Raw genomic sequence first — 21,695 nt, 5'->3', positions numbered from 1 at the left:
TTGTATTCCCTTTTAGTATAACAAATAAAGGGTATTAAGGTGAAAATAGGAATAGTTATATTTTTTTACTACTTAATACAATCCCGCTCACTACATATAGAATAGATGCAATATAAAAAATTGTACCAATCGTAAAGAAATCTACTAAATATCCCGTGGCAATAACCGCTACTGCTCCGCCAATGGATGTCCACACATGGTATTTTCCAATCTCATAACCAGCCTTTTCCTGCGCAACCTTTCGTGCTAATGAAGTCTTCTCAGTATTACGCTGCACAGCACCTAAAACTCCCATTACAATTTGAAGAATATACACATGCCATACTTCCGTGGCAATCGGAAAGCAAAGCATTAAGATTGCCATGGACCAAGCGTATATGATTAATAATTTTTTATCACCTACTTGATCAGATACCTTTCCCACTAGTGGATATACAAGTGCTGATGTTAAAGCAAATAAGCCATACGCCCAGCCAAATTGCGAGAAGCTATTTCCAACGTTTCGAAGTAATAATATATAAAAAGGAAATACCATACTTCCTGCCATCATGATAATACTTTGCGAAGCCACAAATCTTCTATATGTCATTTCGTATACTCCCTATAAAATAAATTAACAAATCTCTCTTCTGAATCTACTTCCTTCTTTTTCTTGAGAAATTCTTCAATACGAGGATATGCCCTTTTTAACTGCTCTTTCGTTGGATAAGAATAGTACGGCAAATAGTAACTACCGTTATGCTTTAAAGTAACATCAATCATCTTCCGAATGACATCCTCTGTTTTCTTTATCTCACTCTCTGAGCGTCCCTGGTTAATCAAAAGAACCAGCGCAAACATATCATCTTTCGCATAGGACAAAACTGCATTTTCATTCTTTTCCACGTAACGAATCGTAATGTTGAGTAAATTAAACTCTTCTTCATTTAATGCGTTACGTAAATCATCTATATACTCCGTGAAAGCATCTATAGGCACAAAGTATTCTTGTAACACTTCGGTCCTATTTGGATTTTCATATTCCATAAAAGCACTATCTGATCTCATAACATTATTACGCGTCTCATACTTTCCATCTGTACGTTCAAAATAACCTCTTTGTATATCCCAAAATGTATTCTTTCCCCAATCACTATAACGTGATAACCCAAGTAAAAATTTAGGTGCAGCTATAATATTTTCTCCCTTTAATTCACTGTACTCTTCTCTCATATTTTGATTTTGTGCCAAAGTATAATCCGTCACATACATCTTTTTTAAAAATGAATTTGGAGCAACAGAAATACGCGCTAAGTGCATACGAACATTCTCATCTCTTTTCACTTTCTCTTTGAAATAAGATGCGTATTCTTTATAATCTATCATTCTCGTGTGCATTTCATATAATTCATCTTCTGTTAACTTCAGCGTCACATCTAAAATAACTCCAAATAAACCGTAACCACCAATGACATATGGAAATAACTCTGCATTTTCTTCTCTACTTACATTACGTACCGTGCCATCTGCCATTAACAATCTGAATGACTCTACTGTATCAATTAGTGCCTCATGACGAATATCACGCCCATGTACATTTACACTTAATGAACCACCAACAGTAAAAATATTTTGAGACTGCATGACCTGTACCGCAAGGCCATATGGATTTATTTTCTTCTGAATATCATTCCACGTGACACCACTTTGAACTGTAATACGCTTCTTCTCTGGATCGAATTCTAATATTTTATTATATCCTTTCATATCGAGCATCGTGCCATTCGGATAATATGTCTGTCCTCCTTGGCTATGTTGCATGCCTGCAATGGAAATTTTCTCTCCTGAAACTTTTGCATCTCGCACTAATTTTATTAACGAGTGCTCTTCCGTAGCACTTTCAACACGTTTTATTTTTGTCGGAAGCAATTTACCTACATCACTCATAATAGGATGATCAATTTGTTTTTTATACGTATGTACAGACGTTGCAAGCAAAACCGTATATGCAACAATGACCACTACTATCTTTCTTTTTTTCAAAGGACACTCTCCTTATTAGCAACAAAAAGAGATACCCGTTCTTTCAGGTACCTCTCTTGACAGTGATTACTTTGCTGCTGGCAATTGTATTGGATCAAATTTATCATACGATGTAAACTTCGCATCCGTAATAATGTGCGCTTTATCCTCACCATTGCTACTCATAACCATATCTATCTTTGCTGATTCATATTTAAAATCTTTTGTAATAATATATTCTCCATCTATTTCTTCTATCTTTGCATTTTGGCCTTGTAGCATTTGTTTCTGCTTTTCATCCATACTAGCTAACATACTCTCTGTCTCTTGCCCTTTTAATGCAAACTTCAGCTTATAATTATCTCCACTTTTCTCCATCTTCACTTTATTTAAAATTTCCGATGGAATCTCTAAATTATCTACCATTCCTTGAGTCGCATTCATTCCGTTAGCATTTAATTGTTCCTCTGGTACAGACATCACTTCACCCGTATTAGGATTTTTCAACTGACCAGCAATTTTGCCACCCACATCATAAACAACAACCTCTGTACCAGAAACATTCATTTCAGAACGAGAATTTTTTTGCTTCGGCTCTAATTGCATTTTGGCCTTTATTACATTCATCTCTGTTCCTTCAGCCTTTATTCCCACATCATATGTCATCGTTACATTTTCTTCGTTTTTAAAAGCTTCATTCGCTTTATTGAAAACATCCTTCACTGTTAATTCCTTTTCTTTCTGCACAGCTTCTTTTTTCGGCTCATCAGTCTTTTTTGTTTTCTCATTACTACACCCTACTCCTAGACCGACTGCAAGTACTAAACTTGAAATTAAAATAAATTTTTTCATAACGTCCCCTCCTTCCCAAAAATAATATCATCTCTTTTCCTATGAAATCTATATAATTCGTAATATTCTTCTTTAAATTTATTTCCTATATAGCAACATGTTTGAGAAAAAGTTTAAATATGATGTAAATAATAACAACTCATTTCAGGAGGTCATTATGAAAGCTATTATTTGCACAAAGTATGGACCACCTAATGTTCTCCAGCTTCAAAATATAGAAAAGCCTAAACCTAAGAAAAATGAAGTATTAGTTAAAATTCACGCAACAAGTGTATCGACTGGAGATTGTAGAATACGTGGCTTTAATAGCCCCCTCTTATTTTGGATTCCTATGCGGATCATATTAGGTTTCAGAAAACCGAGAAAACCTATACTTGGCGTAGAGTTATCCGGTGAAATCGAAGACATTGGATCAGATGTAACACAATTTAAAAAAGGAGATCCAGTTTTTGCATTAACAGAACTAAACCTTGGTGGTTATGCGGAATACACATGCGTGCATGAAAGTGGATTAATAGCATTAAAACCTACCAATGTGACATATGAAGAAGCTGCCGTTATTCCTTTTGGCGGAACTTCAGCATTGCACTTCCTTAGAAAAGGACAGATAAAAAAAGGGCAACGAGTACTTATATACGGCGCCTCTGGGTCAGTAGGGACAGCTGCCGTACAGCTTGCTAAATACTTCGGGGCGACTGTCACAGCCATTTGTAGTAGTTCAAATTTCGATTTAGTAACAGCTTTAGGGGCAGACAACGTAATTGATTATATGAAAGAAGATTTTACTAAGCGGGGCGATCACTACGATATTATATTTGACGCAGTTGGAAAATATAACAAGTCTCTTTGTACAGATGCATTAATGCCTAATGGAAAATATGTATCTGTGAACGGAATGATGGCAAAGGTCAGTAAAGAAGATATGAACCTACTAAAACAACTAGCTGAAACAGAAAAGCTAAAACCTGTTATTGATAGAACTTACCGATTAGAAGAAGTTGTAGAAGCCCATACGTATGTAGAAATGGGCCATAAGAAAGGAAATGTTTCGATTACCTTAAAATAAAATATATTCTGAAAATATCATTGACAATTCTTTTTGTACGATTTACTATTAGTACCATATTCAAAACTACATACACATACTCTTATCAAGAGTGGCGGAGGGACTGGCCCGATGATGCCCGGCAACCGAGCTTATGACGTATAAGCTAAGGTGCTAATTCCTGCAAAACGAGTTTTCGTTTTGGAAGATAAGAGAGGAATCTATTTCGTCTATTCGGCACCTCTCTTATTTTTGGGAGGTGCTTTTTATTTTGGAACGTATATGAAGGGGGATTTATAGATGAAAAAGGTATTATTAAGCATTGTAAGCGGAGCAGTATTATTATTAGGCGCATGTAGCGTGAGTTCAGATAAAGAGGTAAAAGCATTAGACGAGAAAAAGATTACTGTCGGTGTAACAGGTGGACCACATGAACAAATTTTTGAAAAGGTAAAAGAAGTTGCAGCAAAAGATGGCCTCGAAATTGATATAAAAGTATTTAATGATTATGTAGCGCCAAACGTATCATTAGATGAAAAAAGCCTTGATGTAAATAGCTACCAAACAAAATCGTATTTAGATGTATTTAAAGCTGAACGCAATATGAAATTAGCTGAAGTATTTTCAACAGTAACATTCCCTATGGGTGTATATTCTAAAGATATAAAAGATGTAAAAGACTTAAAAGAGGGCGATGCAATTGCTGTACCAAATGACCCAACGAATGAACTTCGAGCTTTAAAATTATTTGAAAAAGCAGGGGTTTTAAGAGTTGATCCAAAGGCTACAGAAAAAGCGACTGCAAAAGATGTAATTGAAAATCCAAAAAAATTAAAGATTGTCGAATTAGAGGCATCTCAATTACCAACGCAACTAAGTGAAGTGAAAGCAGCTGCAATTAACACAAACTTTGCATTAGGTGCAAAATTAAGTCCAGCGAAAGATTCTATTTTCCGCGAAGGAAAAGATTCACCATATGTGAACTGGGTCGTTGTTCGTACTGAAAATAAAGATGATGCCGTTGTAAATAAATTAAAGAAAGCTTATCAATCTAAAGAAGTAAAAGAGTTTATCGAGAAAAAATTTGATGGTTCAGTTTTACCATCTTGGTAGGAGCTGACGATAATGATTGTATTAAAAAACATATCCAAAGTATTTACAACAAAAAAAGGGAATGTTGAGGCTCTTAAGTCTACTTCCCTTAAAGTAGAAAAAGGCGAGGTATTTGGAATCATTGGGTATAGCGGCGCTGGTAAAAGCACATTGATTCGATGTGTAAATTTATTAGAAAAACCAACGACAGGAAATATCATTGTAAACGAACAAGACTTAACAACGTTATCGACAAAAGAACTAGCAAAAGCGAGACAAAGAATCGGAATGATCTTTCAAGGATTCAATTTACTTAAAACTGTTACCATCTATGAAAACATTGCATTACCTTTACGCCTTGCTGGCATTCCAAAAGAAGAAATTGAAAAAAGAGTAGAAAAGTATTTACGCATTGTCGATCTTTTTAATAGAAAAGATGCTTATCCAAGTGAACTTTCTGGCGGTCAAAAACAGCGCGTTGCAATTGCACGTGCACTATCACATGAGCCTGAAGTGTTATTAAGTGATGAAGCAACGAGCGCTTTAGATCCAGAAACAACTGATTCTATTCTTGATTTGTTATTAAAGATTAACGAAGAAATTGGAATTACGATTTTACTCATTACACACGAAATGAACGTTATCCAACGTATATGCGACCGCGTTGCCGTTATGGAACATGGATCTGTAGTCGAAAGCGGGACTGTGAAAGATATTTTCACAAACCCACAACATGTAACAACGAAGAAATTTGTAAATAGCGCCTTTGCAGCTAAAATTCCAGAAGAGGTACAGAAAGAACTACAGAATACTGGAGAAATTGTAACACTTTCATTTATTGGCACTACTTCAGGTGAACCTGCCTTAGCTGTTGCCACAAAACGTTTCCAAGTGTATCCGAATATTTTATCCGATAATATTACGCAGTTAAAACATGAAGCATATGGGAAACTAGTCGTTCATATGCAAGGAGAACAAAATGAAATCCACCGTGCTTTATCATTTTTACAAGAGCAAGGAATCATCGTAGAAGGAGGTAGAACAGATTATGGGAAACAAGTCCTTTTTGGATGAATGGGGTAAAGTCATATGGGAAGCCACAATTCAAACCTTTCAAATGACATCTATTTCATTACTCATCTCACTCCTTATTGCACTGCCACTTGGCGTCACACTTGTTTTAACGAGACCTGGTGGGCAGCGTGAAAATAAAATCATCTATCCTATTCTTAATACAGTTATTAATATCATTCGCTCTCTTCCATTTATCATTCTATTATTCTTCATCTTACCTTTTACAAAGTTTCTAATGGGAACATCCATTGGCGTGCAAGGTGTGATCGTACCACTTGTCGTCTTCACAGCTCCCTATATCGCACGTTTAATGGAGACGGCTTTACTAGAAGTAGATCGCGGTGTCATTGAAGCCTACCAAGCGATGGGAGTCTCTACTATAAAAATCATTTGGCACGTCATGGTGAAAGAAGCTCGTCCCTCCCTTGTACTTGGATTAACAATTGCAACGATTGGCTTAATCGGCGCAACAGCAATGGCTGGTCTTGTAGGTGCTGGCGGGCTAGGGGACTTAGCATATCGCTTCGGACATTTACGCTATGAACCTGAAGTAATGTATGCAACCGTCTTTATTCTAATTATCCTCGTTCAAGGATTACAGTCTTTAGGGAATAGTGTTGCAAGAAGACTGAAGAAAGATTAAAAAAGAAGGCATCTCACTGGAGTGAGATGCCTTCTTTTTATCTTTTAAATCCACCTTCTGAATGAATAACTTGCCCCGTAATCCACTCAGCTTCTTCACTTACTAAAAATTTAATGAGTCTAGCTGCATCCTTTGGCTCACCAATTCTGCCAAAAGGAAACATCAGCTTTAACCCTTGTTTTATCTCTTCATTCATTCATCCTGTATCGGTTGGTCCTGGATTAATTGCATTCACTGTTATTCCTAAATGAGCTACCTCTGCTGACAACGTACTAGTAAGAGCATCAATAGCTCCCTTCGTTGTCGCATAAGCTAGTTCTCCTGCCATAGGACCTTGAAATTGCCCCGAAGTAATATTAACAATTCTACCACCAGATTTCTTATCAAATCCTCGGGCAAATTGACTACTGAGCAATGTAGTCGCACGAATATTCACTATATAATGCTTATCTAATTCTTCAGCAGTCAACGTAGAGAAATCATTATTCGTAGAATATGCTGCATTATTAATTAATATATGAGGGTACCCTAATTGTTCAGTAACTTTATTTAAAAGCTCTTTCGGTGCATCATTCCGAGTTAAATCTAACTCCATGCTCAATACTCTAACACCTTTTTGTAATAGCTCTTCTTTTAATTGTATTTGTTCATTTTTATCAACGCCCCAAGGCATCTCTTTATCATAATCCGTCCAATACGTAAAAAATATATCGTATCCTGCCGCAGCTAATTCTTTACAAATCGCTGCTCCTATACCGTCTAGACGACTTACGCCTGTAACAACTGCTACTTTATTTTTTAATTGGTTCATCATATACTCCTCCAAGTTTAAAGGACGCATACTTTATATAAGAGATATAAATTTCCCCACCTAGACCTCTGTCCTTACAAAAGGGATGTACAAGCCAACTATGCAGTCCTTGCATGATTTACAAATAGCTAAATAAACCCTCACTTATGAGAGAAAAATTCATCTATCCAATTTCTAATCATTACAAGTTCATCCACATATCGAGTCCTTGTCTCCTTTCCATATATCTCTGTTTCTATCATACCAATATGATGTACTATTTCAAATGATAAAAAAATAAAAACCAATATTCCATTCCAAACTTCTATTGAATTTATTATATTATAATATAATAAATAATGGAAATAATCAGAAAAATACTGGTAAATATTGACTAACCTTCTTATAATAAAATGTGGGGCTAATGTGAGAATTTAGTTTTAAACAAATAGGGGGAAGAAACATGTCAAAAAAATTACTTTCTTTATTTTCTGCAGTAATCGTAGCAGCTTTTGTAATAACCGGCTGTGGTCAAAGCGATACGACAAATAAAGAACAAAAAGAGAATGCAACAAAAGAAAGCAAAACGGAAAAAACAGATACAACGAAAGAAAGTAAACCTACTGAAAAAAAATCCGAAGATAAAAAAACTGAAGATAAAAAGCCTGAAAATACAGCTACTGGATCAAGCGACTACTCTAAGCTGATTTCCTATATGGAAAAAGAAACAGGTGGTAAAACAAAAGTTCTTTTTGAAAATAAAGAACCACAAGTCTATAAAGCTGAAGATGTTTCAGTTTCAATGAATAGTTACACATTAGTTGAATTAAATGGATTCCATACAAACTTCGATATTCCGTTTAATCGTCAAACAGAAGGCGGAGTTATTCTTGTGAACTACAGCGTAAAAAATAGTTCAGCTAAAGATATTTATTATATGCCAGCATTGGACATGTCATTTACTGGCGCTCAGAAAGCATATAGTAACTATAAAGATTTAATTCCAAAAGAAGATCAGCTCCCAACTAAACTTGCTCCAACGAATGATTACTTAGTAAAAGCAGGAGAAACTATTTCTGGTTATATCGCTTATCCATTCGGAAAAGATGATCTAGCGAAAATTTCAAGTCTCTCAACAGTCTCAGTCACAGTCCCAACTGCACAAGCTAATAAAGGAAAATTTGATGCTCCAATCGGAAATCCTGGAAGCTTTTCATTAAGTTTAAACAAACAGGGTGCTGAAAAAGTTGCAACAGATAATACTTTCTACCAAGATAAAGCTACAGCTAATAACATGGGCGATAAAAAAATGTTAAAAGAGAAATCAAGTATTAATAACAGCCAAGAATTAGGCGCTGTTAATGTTACATTAGACGGATACCAATTCACTCAATTCACACCAAATTCTGTCGAAGCTCCACGCTTTGCAAATTTTAAAAACGGTCTTGTTCTGTTAACAGTAAAATTCAAGCTTGATAACAAAGATGCTCAAGACGTTTCACTGTCTCCTATAAGCTCTACATTGAGAGTGAATGATGGTACACAATATACGATTAATGAAGGGATGCTACTAAATTACGACTATAACGCTGCAGTTAAAACTGGAACATCTGGAGAGTTACTACAAGTATATATTTTAGATCAAGAGCAGTATGAAAAGATTTGGAAAGACAAAAGCTTTGAGATTGAGTTAGGACCTATGAGAAATAAAGAAGCTAAAGATATTTCACAAGGTAAAAAAGTTAAATTTACATTACCTAAATAGATTACTAAACATATAATAGAAAGGCATATAACATATGATTGTTATATGCCTTTTTCATTTTATAAAAACACCATTTTTGTTCACACTTTATCCATTGTGAATTTTTTCACAATGGATATATAATAAACTTGTAAATACAATATTGGAGGGATTTCAATGATTATCAATTTTTTAAGAACTGATAAACGTGCTGCTTTCATATTATTATTTTTACGATTTTACATAGGATATGCATGGCTCGCTGCTGGGATAGGCAAAGTCTTCGGACAATCTTTTGACGCAAGTGGTTTTCTAAAGGGCGCTATTGCTCAAGCATCAGGTGACCACCCTGCAGTACAAAGTTGGTGGGCAGATTTTCTTCAACATTTTGTTCTTCCAAACGCAGACCTATTTAGCTTTTTAGTTCAATGGGGAGAAATTTTAGTAGGTCTAGGTTTAATTTTAGGCGGATTAACAAAAACAGCTGCATTTTTCGGAATTATAATGAATCTTTCATTTTTATTAAGCGGAACTGTTAGTGTAAACCCAAATCTGCTTATTTTAACTATGTTCATTTTAGTTGCAGGGCAAAACGCTGGACGTATTGGATTAGATGGCTATGTTTTCCCTAAACTTTTCCGTAAAAATAACCACGGAACATATAAATTAAGTAAAACTGCGTAGTAACAGTTTACTTTTAAAATATAAATAAGAAAAAGAGCCTGAGTATAGGCTCTTTTTCTTATTTATCCTAATTTAAACTTTTAACGAGCCACGAAAACCTCTGGCAGCGTAATAGGAATCTGCTCCATTGTGGTACACGAAAACATGTCCGAAGCGATAATCGCAAAATAGAGCACCACCGAGTTCTCGAATATCTGAAGGTGTTTGTACCCAACTTGATGATTTCATGTCAAAATCCCCAAGTTGTTGCAATTCCCGATATTGTTCTTCCGTTAATAGTTCAATGCCCATAGCATTTGCAACATCAATAACATTATTTTCTGGTTTATGTTTTTTTCTTGATTCTAACGCTTCAAGATCATAACAAAGACTTCTGCGGCCTTTAGGACTCTCCTTTGAACAATCATAGAAAGTATATTCGTCCTTTTCTTCATCATAACCGACAACATCCGGCTCACCGCCAGTTACTTCCATTTCGTTAAGTGACCATAATTTTTCAGCATCAGCTTCTATCTTAGCTTCAACCTTAGCCCATTCAAGCCCTTCATGGCGGTTCATATTTTTCTCAAAACGAGCTTGCAATACTTTCAATAACTCTTGACGTTTTTCTACTTGTAAGTCATTTTTATTTCCTGTCATACTAGTCCTCCCTGATGTGTGTACAGATATTAGTTTAAGTATATATTTTATAATAAATCATCTCAAGATGAAGACCGTTTCAGCCTTATGTCTTGTACAAACATCCATTATAAAGTTCTAAAACCCTCCATACTTTCTCCAAGAATATAGTGTGAAAACCACATCAAATTCTGCTTCATAATAGCTACATTCATTCCCGGCTGATTAGGACTATATGCCATTCCTTTAAATATAATTAATTCTGTATCCACTTCCATATCCATTAATCCTTGATATAGATCATATGCATTTGTAATTGGAATTCTTGCATCCTTTTCTCCATGCTGAATTAAGGTAGGCGTACAAGCTGATTTAATATACGTCATAGGCGATGTCTTCGTATATATCTCTGGATCATTCCATGGAGTATTTCCTAAATACATTCTAATAAAGTAAGGTATATCTGTATTTACATAATGGGTACTCCAGTTAGTAATTCCACCGCCAACTGAAATAGCTTTAAACCTGCTACTAAATGTAGAACAGAAAGCTGATACATATCCACCGTTGCTCCATCCCATAACTCCTACTCTATCTTTATCTACTATCCCTTGATCAACTAGTTTATCAACTCCTGATATAACATCGTCGTAGTCAGCAATCCCCTGTTTTCTATAGTTAGCTTTTAAAAATTCATTACCATAACCTGAACTTCCTCTGTAATTTGGCTCTAAAACGATAAAGCCTTTTTCAACAAACTGTTCAATCGGATATTTCTCATTGAAGCAGTCTGAAAATATCGGAAAAGATGCCCAAGCCGGACCACCGTGAATTACTGCTAATAAAGGATATTTTTTATTAGTGTCAAACTCTACTGGCGTTGATAAAACACCTTCTATTTCAAGACCATCACTACTTTTCCATGAGATGATTTCCCTGTTACTTTTAAGTTTCCCTTTGAAAAAGCTATTTTCATCCGTTATTTTTTTATCGTCTAAATAGATTTCAAAGGTTTCATTTGTTATAGCCTTATTATAGGTTATATGATTTCCATCCTTTGTTATAGAGGCATCCATTATAAAGCCATTTACCTTGTCGCTTAATATTTCCACAGTGCCATCTTCAGCTAGTAATCCAATACGATAATTCGTTTTATCCTGCCATCTAATTAAAATTCCTTTAGCTGTCCACTGTAATGGCATAACCGTACTATCAAAGTTTGTTAGAGGCTGAATTACCTCTCCAGTATTCATATCATATATCTCTAACGTACTATCTTGTATATGGTTTCTATAGTAATCCTTCTCTCTTATGCTTGCTGTGTAACATATTTTACTGCCGTCAGGAGAAAAGCAAACACTCCCTCCCAACGACTTATCCACATTCAGCTTTTGTAGCTCTCCAGCTTTAATATGGAGTATGTATAGATCTCCATTTATATAATCTTCCATATTTGAGCTTGGTGTCGCCATAAATACAACCTTTTTACCATCATTTGAAACATCAAATTCATGGATATGAAAATCCTTACCATCCGTTAATTGATAAACAACTCTGTTCTCGTGTTCATCTGTATCACTTTGTATCACCTTTTCTATTTCAATGTAATATAAACAATTATTCTGGTGTTCCTTACCTATATGTTGAAAATCTCCATATAGGTCCTTACGTTTCTTTATCTCCTCACATTCTTTTGACTGCGTAACATAATAAAGACCCTTGCCAGTAGGACCCCATTTGAATGTACTGACTCCTTGTTTCTCATCAGTAATTTGAACCTCTCTATAATCATCTAGTGACTTAACAAATATCTGATTTTCCCCATCACCAACTGGACTAAGATATGCGATACACCTAGCATCTGGAGACCATAATGGATGTGTACTATCTATATCACCATTTGATAATGGGTAACTTTGCTTCTTATCTTTTTCATATATCCATACGTGATTCCTATATGTATTGTCTTTCCAATCAGCCGTCTTCTTAACAAATGCTACGTTTTTGCCATCATCACTTATGTTTGCACTTGATACGGCCGGTAATGAAATAATCTCTTCTATACTTAAATATGTTTTTGCTGTCACTTTCATATAATAAGCCCCCTTGTAATGTCCATGAATCTACCGTCTCTTCTTGTCGTAATAAAGGAAATTGTTCACGGATACTTAAAATAGTAACGGAAAATTCAGATAAATAAAAGTAAATCCAATAAAGTAAAACTTTAATCTATAGGGTTCTATCCACTTACCAATTCTAGATGTTATTTTTCGACACAAAAACACCCCTTTAGATAAAATATCTAAAGGGGTGCAAATTTGTAAATTTATTTTAAAGCTACAACTATATTTATTAACCTACCAATCTCCTACTCAACAGTAACAGACTTAGCTAAGTTACGTGGCTTATCAACGTCACACTCGCGGTGAAGTGCTGCGTAGTATGAGATAAGTTGTAATGGAATAACTGCTACTAGCGGTGCTAGTGCTTCGTGTACAGCTGGTAATACAAAGCTGTCTCCTTCCATTTCTAAGCCTTTCATTGAGATGATACATGGGTTAGCTCCGCGTGCTACTACCTCTTTCACGTTGCCGCGAATTCCAAGGTTTACGTGCTCTTGTGTAGCAAGTGCGATAACTGGTGTACCGTTTTCGATTAAGGCGATTGTACCGTGTTTTAATTCTCCTCCAGCAAATCCTTCTGCTTGGATGTAAGAAATTTCTTTTAGCTTTAACGCACCTTCTAATCCTACGTAGAAGTCTACGCTACGTCCGATGAAGAAACAGTTACGAGTTGTTGCTAAAAATTGTTTTGCTAATGCATCCATTTCTTCTTTTTGATCACAAAGTTCTATCATTGCATTTGCTACAAGTCCTAATTCGTGTGTTAAATCGAAATCAAGAACTTCACCTTTTGCTTTAGCAATGTCCGCAGCTAAGATTGAAAGTACTGCAAGCTGTGCTGTGTAAGCTTTCGTTGATGCAACTGCGATTTCTGGTCCCGCATATAACGGAAGTGTATAATCGGCTTCACGAGAAAGCGTAGAACCAGGTACGTTTGTAATCGTTAATGCTTTATGACCCATTTCATTCGTTTGTACAAGTACTGCACGGCTATCAGCTGTTTCACCACTTTGTGAAATGTAAATGAAGAATGGTCTTTCTGTTAATAATGGCATGTTATAAGAGAATTCACTTGCTACATGCACTTCAACTGGCATTTTTGCAAACTTCTCGATAAATTGTTTTCCAACAAGACCTGCATGATAGCTCGTTCCACATGCAATGATGTAAATACGATCGCTATCTAAAATCGCATTGCGAATGTCTTGATTTAATTCAATCTCGCCATTTTCATCTTGATACTTTTGAATTATATTACGGATTACAAGTGGTTGCTCATCGATTTCTTTAAGCATGAAATGAGGGTATGTTCCTTTTTCAATATCACTTGCATCTAATTCCGCTGTAAACGGTGCACGTTCAATCGTTTCACCTTGTAAGTTTTTAATTGTAATACTTTCTTTCGTTACGATTACGATTTCTTTATCCATTAACTCAATAAATTGATCTGTAACTTGTAACATCGCCATAGCGTCGCTCGCCACAACATTAAAGTTGTCACCAACACCTACTAATAGCGGGCTTTTGTTTTTAGCAACATAAATCATGTTTGGATTTTCAGCATCAAGTAATCCGATTGCATAAGAGCCATGTAAAAGAGATAGCGTATTACGGAACGCTTCTTCTACACTTAATCCTGTGCTCACTTGTTGTTCCATAAGCTGTACGATAATCTCTGTATCTGTTTCACTTACGAACGTTACATCTTGTAAATATTTCTTTTTCACTAATTCATAGTTTTCAATTACACCGTTATGAACTAGTGTAAAGCGTTTTGATGTACTTTGATGCGGATGCGCGTTTACTTTACTTGGAACACCGTGTGTAGCCCAGCGTGTGTGTCCGATACCTACGCTTGCTGCTACATTCTCATCTACGATTTCACGAAGTTTTGCGATACGGCCTTTTTCTTTGTATACAACAACACCGTTCTCTGCTTGTACTGCAATACCTGCTGAATCATATCCACGATATTCTAGCTTTTCTAAACCTTTTAATAAAATTTCCTTTGCATCTTGCTCTCCAATAAATCCTACGATTCCACACATGTTTAGTCGCCGTTACAAATGCTTACACTGCTCTGCGAACATGTAACGACATAGTCCGATACCATTTTTATTTATACTAAAAAAACGGATTACATATTGCTAGCCCTGTAAGCTTGTAACGGCTTTCACCTTCCTCTCGATTGGGTTTAAGTCCGTATATACTTATACAGCTAGTTTTCATCCGTTCCTCTTCTCTCATCACACTTTCACCTTTGTCCACTAAGTCACCTTAATGATTTAAGTAAAAGTTTGCGGTTGTGATGAACAACCGGGAGTCATCCGCCGAAATCTCGATAAACCCCACCTCGTCAACTACACTATTTGTAGTTCTGGCGCTTTTATAATTTACAATATTTCCTTTGAGAAAAAGAACAAGACCATCTTATAACAAACATGGATAAACCGTCAATGAAATTTTTTTCATCGTCTATAAAACATATGAAAAAGGAGCACTTTTTGTGCTCCTTTTTCATATAAATTCAGCTAATTACTCAGCGCCAACTTCGGCTTTCACAACTTCTACAATGCGATGTACATATGCATCACAAACTTCTTGTGTTGGTGCTTCTGCCATTACACGAATAAGTGGCTCTGTTCCAGATGGACGAACAAGAATACGGCCATCACCGTTCATTTCTTCCTCTACAACACGAATAATTTCTTTAATTTTTTCATTTTCTAATGCTAATTTTTTATCTGTTACACGAACGTTTACTAGCAATTGTGGGAATTTCGTCATTTCTCCTGCAAGCTCAGATAATGGTTTTTTCGTCATTTTCATGATGTTTACAAGTTGAAGTGCACTTAACATTCCGTCACCAGTTGTAATGTAATCAAGTAAGATAATATGGCCAGATTGTTCTCCACCTAAGTTGTAACCACCGCGTTTCATCTCTTCCATTACATAGCGGTCACCAACTGCTGTTTTATCACTTGTAATATTGTTTGTTTCAAGTGCTTTGTAGAAACCTAAGTTACTCATAACAGTTGAAACAACTGTATTATGTTTTAATTGACCAGTTTCTTTCATGTACTTCGCACAAATAAACATAATTTGATCACCGTCAACGATGTTTCCTTTTTCGTCTACAGCAATTAAACGGTCGCCATCGCCATCAAAAGCAAGTCCGATATCCGCACCTTTTTCTTTTACCAATTCAGCTAAGCCTTCTGGATGTGTAGATCCTACACCCTCGTTAATATTCATACCGTTTGGAGAAGTTCCCATTGTTGAAATATCAGCTTCTAGGTCTGCAAATAAGTATGGAGCTAGAGAAGAAGTTGCACCATGTGCACAATCTAAAGCGATATGTAGGCCAGAGAAATCTTCCTCAACAGTTTGTTTAATGTACTGTAAATATTTTTGTCCACCTTCAAAGTAATCGCTCACTTGTCCAAGATTAGTACCTGTCGGACGTGGTAGTTCATCAACTTCTTTGTCTAATAAAGCTTCAATCTCAGCTTCTTGCTCATCTGTTAATTTAAAGCCGTCTGAACCAAAGAATTTAATACCGTTATCTTGTACTGGATTATGAGATGCAGAAATCATAACACCTGCTTGTGCATCTAGTGCTTTTGTTAAATAAGCAACGCCCGGTGTAGAAATAACGCCAAGGCGCATTACTTCTGCTCCAGTTGATAATAGACCTGCTACTAAAGCTCCTTCTAACATATGGCCAGATACACGTGTATCACGACCGATAATTACTTTTGGACGATCTGTATCTTTTGTTAATACATAACCACCAAAACGCCCAATTTTGAAAGCTAATTCAGGTGTTAACTCCTTATTTGCAACTCCACGTACTCCATCTGTACCAAAATATTTACCCATTATGATTCGCTCCTTTTTCTTGCTCTTTTTGATTATGGTTATCTACCGTTGGTTCTTGACTAGTTTCTTTATCTTTATCTTGATTTTGGTTTTGATTATTTTCCTGTTCCGTTTCTTTTTCTTGATTGGATTCAGGATTTTTTGGCTTCTCATTTTGATTTTCTTGATTGGTGTTTGAATCCGGTTGTTGACCGTTGCCCTGTACTTCTTTATCTGGTTTTTCTTTCTTTACAATAGTAACTTTAGCACTTTTTTGTTTTGGCTCTATTGAAATATTACCAGGTCCACTCACTTGAATAGAAATATCTTTCGTCCCTGAAGATACATTTTGCAAATTAATTACCGCTGTTATTTGGGCAGCTGTTATTTTATCTACTATACTTGCTTCTCCTGAAATATCAACACTTATCTTTCCATCTTGCGGCGAAATTAGCTGAACCGTAACATCTTTAGAAAGTCCATTTTTTTGGATTGGGATGCCATCAATCGTTTTTGTTTTTGTTTTCGTTTGTTTTGTTTTTTGCACTCCCACCGAAACCTTCACTTGATTCGGTTTTGCACTGGTTACACCCTTGGGTAATAAAACAGAGGCATCGAATGTTGTAGACTCTGTCAATTGACTAAGATCTACTTCGACCCCCTCTAGCGATTGTATATTATCCAAAATATCTTTTGGACCAGCTATCGTTACTTCTCTCGGCTCGACACTGATATTTGTAACTGCCAATCCTTCTGCTAAACTCCCCTTCTTCGTATACGTTACAGGAACAGTTTTTTCAGTATTATTGGCTGTAGTTTGCGTTGCCACATTCAACGTTACACTAATTTTAGATGGACTTGTTCTTACATTTAAACGTTTTCCTTCTTTATTGTATAATGTAACTTCGGGCGTTTTTGTAACAGTTTTATTAACACCTTTTAAATCAACATACGCTTTGGCAGATGAAATGCTTTCAATTTCTTCTTTCGTCCCAACTACCTCAACAGTATCCGGTTTAATGCTTGATTTTTCGAGAGTAGCCCCCGCTGGCATTTGATCCTCATTTGATAATTTCAAATCTACATGAACATATTTTCTCGCCTTTTCATGAAGAGTAACTTTAATTGTTGATGGCTGAACTGTTCCTTTCACATCGTCTGGAAGCCCGTTCGTTTTTAAAGAAATCTCATAAGTTCCTTTTGGACTATCTCGCAAATCAATTGGTATGTCAAATTGTTTTTTTGCTTTTGCTGTAGCAACTGATGCTTTTGGGCCTTCTAACTTCACCTTAACGCCCTCTGCTGGAATACCACTTACAATATATTTCTCCTCATCATACTTAAGATTAATCTCATAATTAGTTAATGTTTCTTTCGTATCATTTGCAAAAGGTAATATACCTGATGTCGTATTTTTCTCAGTTAACGTCGCTGACATAAAAAGCATACACGCCAATAGTAATGAGATCCCTTTTAAAAACCAATGATTCTCCATTAACTTATCCATGACGCTTTCTCCTCCAATTCCATAAAGACGAAGAAGTCGTTTTTTCGTTCCCACTAAATTCAGCTAATAACATATCCTTCAGCTGTTCTGTCTTCAAATCACGATGCAACTTACCATTTTTCGTTAAAGAAATTTGACCAGTTTCTTCAGACACAACTACTGTAATACTATCAGTAACTTCACTAACTCCCATTGCAGCACGATGTCTAGTTCCTAATTCTTTAGAAATAAACGGACTTTCTGATAATGGAAGATAGCATGCTGCTGCTTTAATTGTACTTCCTTGCATAATTACCGCTCCGTCATGAAGAGGTGTATTTGGAATAAAAATATTAATAAGTAATTCCGATGATACGTTTGCATTCAGCGGAATACCCGTTTCCACATAATCACCCATACCGGTCTCTTTTGACAAAGTAATTAATGCACCTATTCTACGTTTCCCCATATATTCGGTTGCTTTTGCTATCGCTGTTGCAACCATTTCAGGTTCATCATCCTCATGCGGTCCAACACGCGAAAATAAACTCCCGCGCCCTAGCTGCTCAAGTGCTCTTCGCAATTCTGGCTGAAAGATAATAATAACGGCTAAAAATCCCCATGTTAATACTTGTTCAGTTAGCCAAGATAACGTATGCAATTCAAGGAAAATACTAATCATCTTAACGACAATGATAACTGTAATCCCTTTTAAAAGTTGAACAGCTTTCGTCCCTCGGATTATGAGAATCAGCTTATATATAATAAACCATACAATGGCAATATCTAATGCCGTACTAAGATATTTCAAAATGGTCGTATCTTCAAAAGGCATGCTATCCCTTCCTCCTACTTACGAGCAATTCTATCCATATATTGAAATATTGTTTTATGCTCTATCTGTATGTATTTCCAACAACTAGTTAATTATACCATACATGAAACAAACGACAATTACAAACAACCCCCTTTAGCTCAAATTGGTAAGATGTCAAACATTTTTATCTTACAGTATAATATAAATCATTATTATACGCCTATTTTCAAATAAAAAAAGCAACTTCTCAGTTGCTTTTCTTACATTTATTTTAGTTTTTCACCGAATAAAGAACCCATTAAAGCAACTGCTGTTGTTGCCGTTCTATTTCTCTCATCTAAAATCGTATTTACCTCAACAAATTCAGCAGATGTGATAATATCCGCTTCTGCTAACATTTCCATCGCCAAGTGGCTTTCACGATAAGATAGACCACCAATTACAGGCGTCCCAACACCTGGTGCATCATGAGGATCAAGACCATCTAAATCTAATGATAAGTGTACACCATCAGTATGAGATAAATATGCGATTGTTTCTTCCATAACAGCCGTCATCCCCATACGATCAATTTCATGCATTGAGAACACTTTAATACCTTCATTGCGAATGAAATCTTTTTCTCCTTCATCCAATGCACGCGCACCGATAATTACGACATTCTCTTTTTTCACCTTTGGATATGCTCCATATAAATCTACAAGTGAAGAATGTCCATACCCTAAACTTGCTGCAAGTGACATACCGTGAATATTTCCAGATGGTGAAGTTTCCTCTGTATTTAAATCACCGTGTGCATCATACCAAATAACACCTAAGTTTTTATAATGTTTTGCTACACCAGCTAATGTACCGATAGCAATACTATGGTCACCACCTAATACAAGTGGAAAACGACCTTCTTCTATAATATGATCCACCTTACTTGCTAATTCATTACATACAGTTGCAACTTGTGTAAGGTTTCTTAATTTTGTATTTTCATCTATCTCTTTTTCTCTCTCTATACATATATCTCCCATATCTTTAACGTCATATCCAATTTCTTCAATTCTTTCAATTACCCCTGCATAACGGATTGCGCTCGGTCCCATATCAACGCCACGACGCATCTGCCCTAAATCCATTGGAACTCCAATAACTGAGATTTCTTTTTTCATAGATAGTATCCCCCTTCTGTGCCTTCACTAAATATTTTAAATCTTTTATATAGTCTGACTCAACTCGACATTTTTCTGTATGGATATACAAATTATTCACTTATATTCACGTTGAAAATCAAATTTCAAGACTATTCTATGTATAAAGTTAACTTAATGAAACAATCACAATCACTATTATTAAATAATAATAAAAAAACACCCCTACATTTAGAAGTGTTTTTCTGACGCTATTTTCCATACTGTTGCAATATTCTTCGTTGTCATTTCAATATTTTCTTCTGCTACTCTATATGCTTCTTCTAGTGTCATCGGTCTCGTTGTAATACTAAATACCGCATCTATTCCTTTCTCGTACACGGCTGAATAATCAGATGATACAGACCCTCCAATAGCAATTACAGGCACAGAAAAACGTTTCGCACGCCCCGCAACACCAACAGGAGCCTTCCCATATGCAGTTTGTTCATCTATTCTACCTTCACCAGTTATAATGAGATCTGCATCTTCTATATGTTTATCGAAATTTGTATAATCCAATACAATTTCAATACCCCTTCGCAAGTCTCCCTTTAGCACTGAAATAACAGCCGCTCCCATTCCTCCTGCTGCCCCTGCACCAGGTATTTCAGATACATCAGAAGATACATATCTTTTAAGGATATTCGCATAATGTTTTAAATTCTCATCTAGCTCTTTCATCATCTCTACATTTGCACCCTTTTGTCTCCCAAATACGAAAGATACTCCCTGCATTCCGACTAATGGATTATCCACATCACATGCCGCTTCTATCTTTACCCCCTTTAAGCGTGGGTCCATTTGTGAAAAATCAATAGCAACAATCGAATGTAACGTACCTCCAGATGGATCTATTACTTCACCCTTGTCATTTATAAATCTTACTCCTAAAGCTGCTAACATGCCTGCCCCACCATCATTTGTAGCACTTCCTCCAAGTCCTAAAATTATGTACTCCGCCCCTTGATTTAGCGCATGTAATATAAGTTCTCCTGTTCCTTTTGTCGTTGTAATAAGTGGGTTTCGCTTTTCAACTGGAACGTGCTGTAATCCTGATGCTGCTGCCATTTCAATAAACGCTGTCTTTTTATCTTTAGACACGCCATAAAAAGCTTGCACACTTTCTCTAAGCGGTCCTGTCACACTAATTGATATAATTCTCCCCCCTGTAGCATCAACAAGCGATTCAACCGTCCCTTCTCCTCCATCTCCAATTGGTATTTTCACATACTTTGCATTAGGAAAAATTGCTCTAAAACCTCTTTCAATAGCTTCACATACTTCTATAGCTTTTAGGCTTTCTTTATATGAATCAGATGCAATAACAACTTTCACAATTATCCCCCATCCCTTATTTTTACGTTTTCTTCATTTTAAACGATAAATATAAAAGTTGTCTTTTTAAACACAAAAAAGCTTACATCATATGATGTAAGCTTTTTCTATTTAGATGGAGCCTAGCGGGATCGAACCGCTGACCTCCTGCGTGCAAGGCAGGCGCTCTCCCAGCTGAGCTAAGGCCCCTTAGTAATAAAGCGGAAGACGGGATTCGAACCCGCGACCCCAACCTTGGCAAGGTTGTATTCTACCACTGAACTACTTCCGCGAAAATGGTGAGCCATGAAGGATTCGAACCTTCGACCCTCTGATTAAAAGTCAGATGCTCTACCAACTGAGCTAATGG

17 protein-coding genes, 2 tRNA genes, 2 pseudogenes and 1 riboswitch are annotated in these 21,695 nt (G+C 36.1%); of the genes and pseudogenes, 6 read left to right on the top strand and 15 right to left on the bottom strand.

The genetic code is table 11. The features are described 5' to 3' along the window. Positions 1–55 precede the first annotated feature (55 nt). The 3 genes from ACQRBL_RS00825 to ACQRBL_RS00815 all read right to left on the bottom strand — a co-directional run bounded on the left by ACQRBL_RS00825 (position 56) and on the right by ACQRBL_RS00815 (position 2,853). Positions 56–589 carry an MFS transporter gene (locus tag ACQRBL_RS00825; RefSeq protein ID WP_000222367.1) on the bottom strand — a complete coding sequence of 178 codons (534 nt, stop codon included), beginning with the start codon at positions 587–589 and terminating at the stop codon, positions 56–58. Further along, positions 586–2,022, bottom strand: a complete 1,437-nt coding sequence (locus ACQRBL_RS00820) for an FAD-binding oxidoreductase (protein ID WP_411996342.1) — start codon at positions 2,020–2,022, stop codon at positions 586–588. Before ACQRBL_RS00820 ends, ACQRBL_RS00825 begins: the two co-directional genes overlap by 4 nt. 66 nt (positions 2,023–2,088) lie before the next feature. Beyond that, entirely contained in the window at positions 2,089–2,853 is a 765-nt protein-coding gene (locus tag ACQRBL_RS00815) for a hypothetical protein (protein ID WP_411996343.1), read from the bottom strand. A 157-nt stretch (positions 2,854–3,010) separates the two neighbouring features. Here ACQRBL_RS00815 and ACQRBL_RS00810 point away from each other — a divergent pair, with 157 nt between their 5' ends. The 4 genes from ACQRBL_RS00810 to ACQRBL_RS00795 all read left to right on the top strand — a co-directional run bounded on the left by ACQRBL_RS00810 (position 3,011) and on the right by ACQRBL_RS00795 (position 6,707). Further along, a complete protein-coding gene (locus ACQRBL_RS00810) occupies positions 3,011–3,919 on the top strand; it encodes an NAD(P)-dependent alcohol dehydrogenase (RefSeq protein WP_000643855.1) in 909 nt (302 codons plus the stop codon). Between the two features lie 79 nt (positions 3,920–3,998). Further along, positions 3,999–4,113: riboswitch (SAM riboswitch) on the top strand. A gap of 85 nt (positions 4,114–4,198) precedes the next feature. Continuing rightward, positions 4,199–5,011, top strand: coding sequence for a MetQ/NlpA family ABC transporter substrate-binding protein (locus ACQRBL_RS00805; protein WP_097920714.1), 813 nt, complete (start codon positions 4,199–4,201; stop codon positions 5,009–5,011). 12 nt (positions 5,012–5,023) lie between these two features. Continuing rightward, the gene (locus tag ACQRBL_RS00800) at positions 5,024–6,064 is read left to right on the top strand and encodes a methionine ABC transporter ATP-binding protein (RefSeq protein ID WP_411996344.1); all 1,041 of its coding nucleotides are present in this window, start codon (positions 5,024–5,026) and stop codon (positions 6,062–6,064) included. Then, complete coding sequence (locus ACQRBL_RS00795; RefSeq protein WP_097821675.1) at positions 6,039–6,707, top strand: methionine ABC transporter permease; 669 nt, start codon at positions 6,039–6,041, stop codon at positions 6,705–6,707. Before ACQRBL_RS00800 ends, ACQRBL_RS00795 begins: the two co-directional genes overlap by 26 nt. Before the next feature lie 37 nt (positions 6,708–6,744). On the opposite strand, the pseudogene ACQRBL_RS00790 reads toward ACQRBL_RS00795, so the two are convergent. After that, positions 6,745–7,521: pseudogene (locus tag ACQRBL_RS00790) on the bottom strand (SDR family oxidoreductase). Between the two features lie 439 nt (positions 7,522–7,960). On the opposite strand from ACQRBL_RS00790, the gene ACQRBL_RS00785 reads away from it, so the two are divergent. Next, complete coding sequence (locus ACQRBL_RS00785; protein ID WP_000038603.1) at positions 7,961–9,262, top strand: DUF5068 domain-containing protein; 1,302 nt, start codon at positions 7,961–7,963, stop codon at positions 9,260–9,262. A 156-nt stretch (positions 9,263–9,418) separates the two neighbouring features. Further along, positions 9,419–9,925 (top strand): DoxX family membrane protein, encoded by a 507-nt coding sequence (locus ACQRBL_RS00780; RefSeq protein WP_023520830.1) that lies wholly within the window; start codon positions 9,419–9,421, stop codon positions 9,923–9,925. A gap of 72 nt (positions 9,926–9,997) precedes the next feature. Here ACQRBL_RS00780 and ACQRBL_RS00775 read toward each other — a convergent pair whose 3' ends face one another. The 11 genes and pseudogenes from ACQRBL_RS00775 to ACQRBL_RS00725 form a co-directional block, all read right to left on the bottom strand. Then, positions 9,998–10,564 (bottom strand): DUF4256 domain-containing protein, encoded by a 567-nt coding sequence (locus tag ACQRBL_RS00775; protein WP_023520829.1) that lies wholly within the window; start codon positions 10,562–10,564, stop codon positions 9,998–10,000. 107 nt (positions 10,565–10,671) lie between these two features. After that, positions 10,672–12,636 carry a S9 family peptidase gene (locus ACQRBL_RS00770; protein ID WP_411996345.1) on the bottom strand — a complete coding sequence of 655 codons (1,965 nt, stop codon included), beginning with the start codon at positions 12,634–12,636 and terminating at the stop codon, positions 10,672–10,674. Positions 12,637–12,911: 275 nt separating this feature from the next. Then, positions 12,912–14,714: a glutamine--fructose-6-phosphate transaminase (isomerizing) gene (gene glmS, locus ACQRBL_RS00765; protein ID WP_411996346.1), complete on the bottom strand. Its 1,803-nt coding sequence runs from the start codon at positions 14,712–14,714 to the stop codon at positions 12,912–12,914. A gap of 12 nt (positions 14,715–14,726) precedes the next feature. Beyond that, positions 14,727–14,913: pseudogene (locus ACQRBL_RS00760) on the bottom strand (hypothetical protein). Positions 14,914–15,201: 288 nt separating this feature from the next. Continuing rightward, positions 15,202–16,548, bottom strand: a complete 1,347-nt coding sequence (gene glmM / locus ACQRBL_RS00755) for a phosphoglucosamine mutase (protein WP_411996347.1) — start codon at positions 16,546–16,548, stop codon at positions 15,202–15,204. Then, positions 16,541–18,034, bottom strand: coding sequence for a CdaR family protein (locus tag ACQRBL_RS00750; RefSeq protein ID WP_411996348.1), 1,494 nt, complete (start codon positions 18,032–18,034; stop codon positions 16,541–16,543). The genes glmM and ACQRBL_RS00750 overlap by 8 nt, the downstream gene beginning before the upstream one ends. Continuing rightward, positions 18,027–18,848 (bottom strand): diadenylate cyclase CdaA, encoded by an 822-nt coding sequence (gene cdaA / locus ACQRBL_RS00745; RefSeq protein WP_001115694.1) that lies wholly within the window; start codon positions 18,846–18,848, stop codon positions 18,027–18,029. Before cdaA ends, ACQRBL_RS00750 begins: the two co-directional genes overlap by 8 nt. 248 nt (positions 18,849–19,096) lie before the next feature. Then, complete coding sequence (gene rocF / locus ACQRBL_RS00740) at positions 19,097–19,990, bottom strand: arginase (protein WP_000711563.1); 894 nt, start codon at positions 19,988–19,990, stop codon at positions 19,097–19,099. A gap of 210 nt (positions 19,991–20,200) precedes the next feature. Next, the gene (locus ACQRBL_RS00735) at positions 20,201–21,346 is read right to left on the bottom strand and encodes a glycerate kinase (protein ID WP_411996349.1); all 1,146 of its coding nucleotides are present in this window, start codon (positions 21,344–21,346) and stop codon (positions 20,201–20,203) included. A 116-nt stretch (positions 21,347–21,462) separates the two neighbouring features. Then, positions 21,463–21,535: transfer RNA gene (locus tag ACQRBL_RS00730), tRNA-Ala, on the bottom strand. Between the two features lie 10 nt (positions 21,536–21,545). Next, positions 21,546–21,617: transfer RNA gene (locus ACQRBL_RS00725), tRNA-Gly, on the bottom strand. Positions 21,618–21,695: the final 78 nt, after the last annotated feature.

Source organism: Bacillus sp. AF62, assembly GCF_050312695.1.
GTDB classification, from domain to species: Bacteria; Bacillota; Bacilli; order Bacillales; family Bacillaceae_G; genus Bacillus_A; species Bacillus_A cereus.
The sequence above is the reverse complement of the archived record's forward strand: the minus strand, read 5'-3'. Positions and strand labels throughout refer to the sequence as shown.

What these genes read in the sequence shown, in the direction of transcription:
- ACQRBL_RS00825 (WP_000222367.1), bottom strand. Translation starts at nt 589, where the DNA reads ATGACATATAGAAGATTTGTGGCTTCGCAAAGTATTATCATGATGGCA.
- glmM (WP_411996347.1), bottom strand. Translation starts at nt 16,548, where the DNA reads ATGGGTAAATATTTTGGTACAGATGGAGTACGTGGAGTTGCAAATAAG.
- ACQRBL_RS00780 (WP_023520830.1), top strand. Translation starts at nt 9,419, where the DNA reads ATGATTATCAATTTTTTAAGAACTGATAAACGTGCTGCTTTCATATTA.
- ACQRBL_RS00795 (WP_097821675.1), top strand. Translation starts at nt 6,039, where the DNA reads ATGGGAAACAAGTCCTTTTTGGATGAATGGGGTAAAGTCATATGGGAA.
- rocF (WP_000711563.1), bottom strand. Translation starts at nt 19,990, where the DNA reads ATGAAAAAAGAAATCTCAGTTATTGGAGTTCCAATGGATTTAGGGCAG.
- ACQRBL_RS00770 (WP_411996345.1), bottom strand. Translation starts at nt 12,636, where the DNA reads ATGAAAGTGACAGCAAAAACATATTTAAGTATAGAAGAGATTATTTCA.
- ACQRBL_RS00805 (WP_097920714.1), top strand. Translation starts at nt 4,199, where the DNA reads ATGAAAAAGGTATTATTAAGCATTGTAAGCGGAGCAGTATTATTATTA.
- cdaA (WP_001115694.1), bottom strand. Translation starts at nt 18,848, where the DNA reads ATGCCTTTTGAAGATACGACCATTTTGAAATATCTTAGTACGGCATTA.
- ACQRBL_RS00800 (WP_411996344.1), top strand. Translation starts at nt 5,024, where the DNA reads ATGATTGTATTAAAAAACATATCCAAAGTATTTACAACAAAAAAAGGG.
- ACQRBL_RS00815 (WP_411996343.1), bottom strand. Translation starts at nt 2,853, where the DNA reads ATGAAAAAATTTATTTTAATTTCAAGTTTAGTACTTGCAGTCGGTCTA.
- ACQRBL_RS00750 (WP_411996348.1), bottom strand. Translation starts at nt 18,034, where the DNA reads ATGGATAAGTTAATGGAGAATCATTGGTTTTTAAAAGGGATCTCATTA.
- ACQRBL_RS00810 (WP_000643855.1), top strand. Translation starts at nt 3,011, where the DNA reads ATGAAAGCTATTATTTGCACAAAGTATGGACCACCTAATGTTCTCCAG.
- ACQRBL_RS00775 (WP_023520829.1), bottom strand. Translation starts at nt 10,564, where the DNA reads ATGACAGGAAATAAAAATGACTTACAAGTAGAAAAACGTCAAGAGTTA.
- glmS (WP_411996346.1), bottom strand. Translation starts at nt 14,714, where the DNA reads ATGTGTGGAATCGTAGGATTTATTGGAGAGCAAGATGCAAAGGAAATT.
- ACQRBL_RS00785 (WP_000038603.1), top strand. Translation starts at nt 7,961, where the DNA reads ATGTCAAAAAAATTACTTTCTTTATTTTCTGCAGTAATCGTAGCAGCT.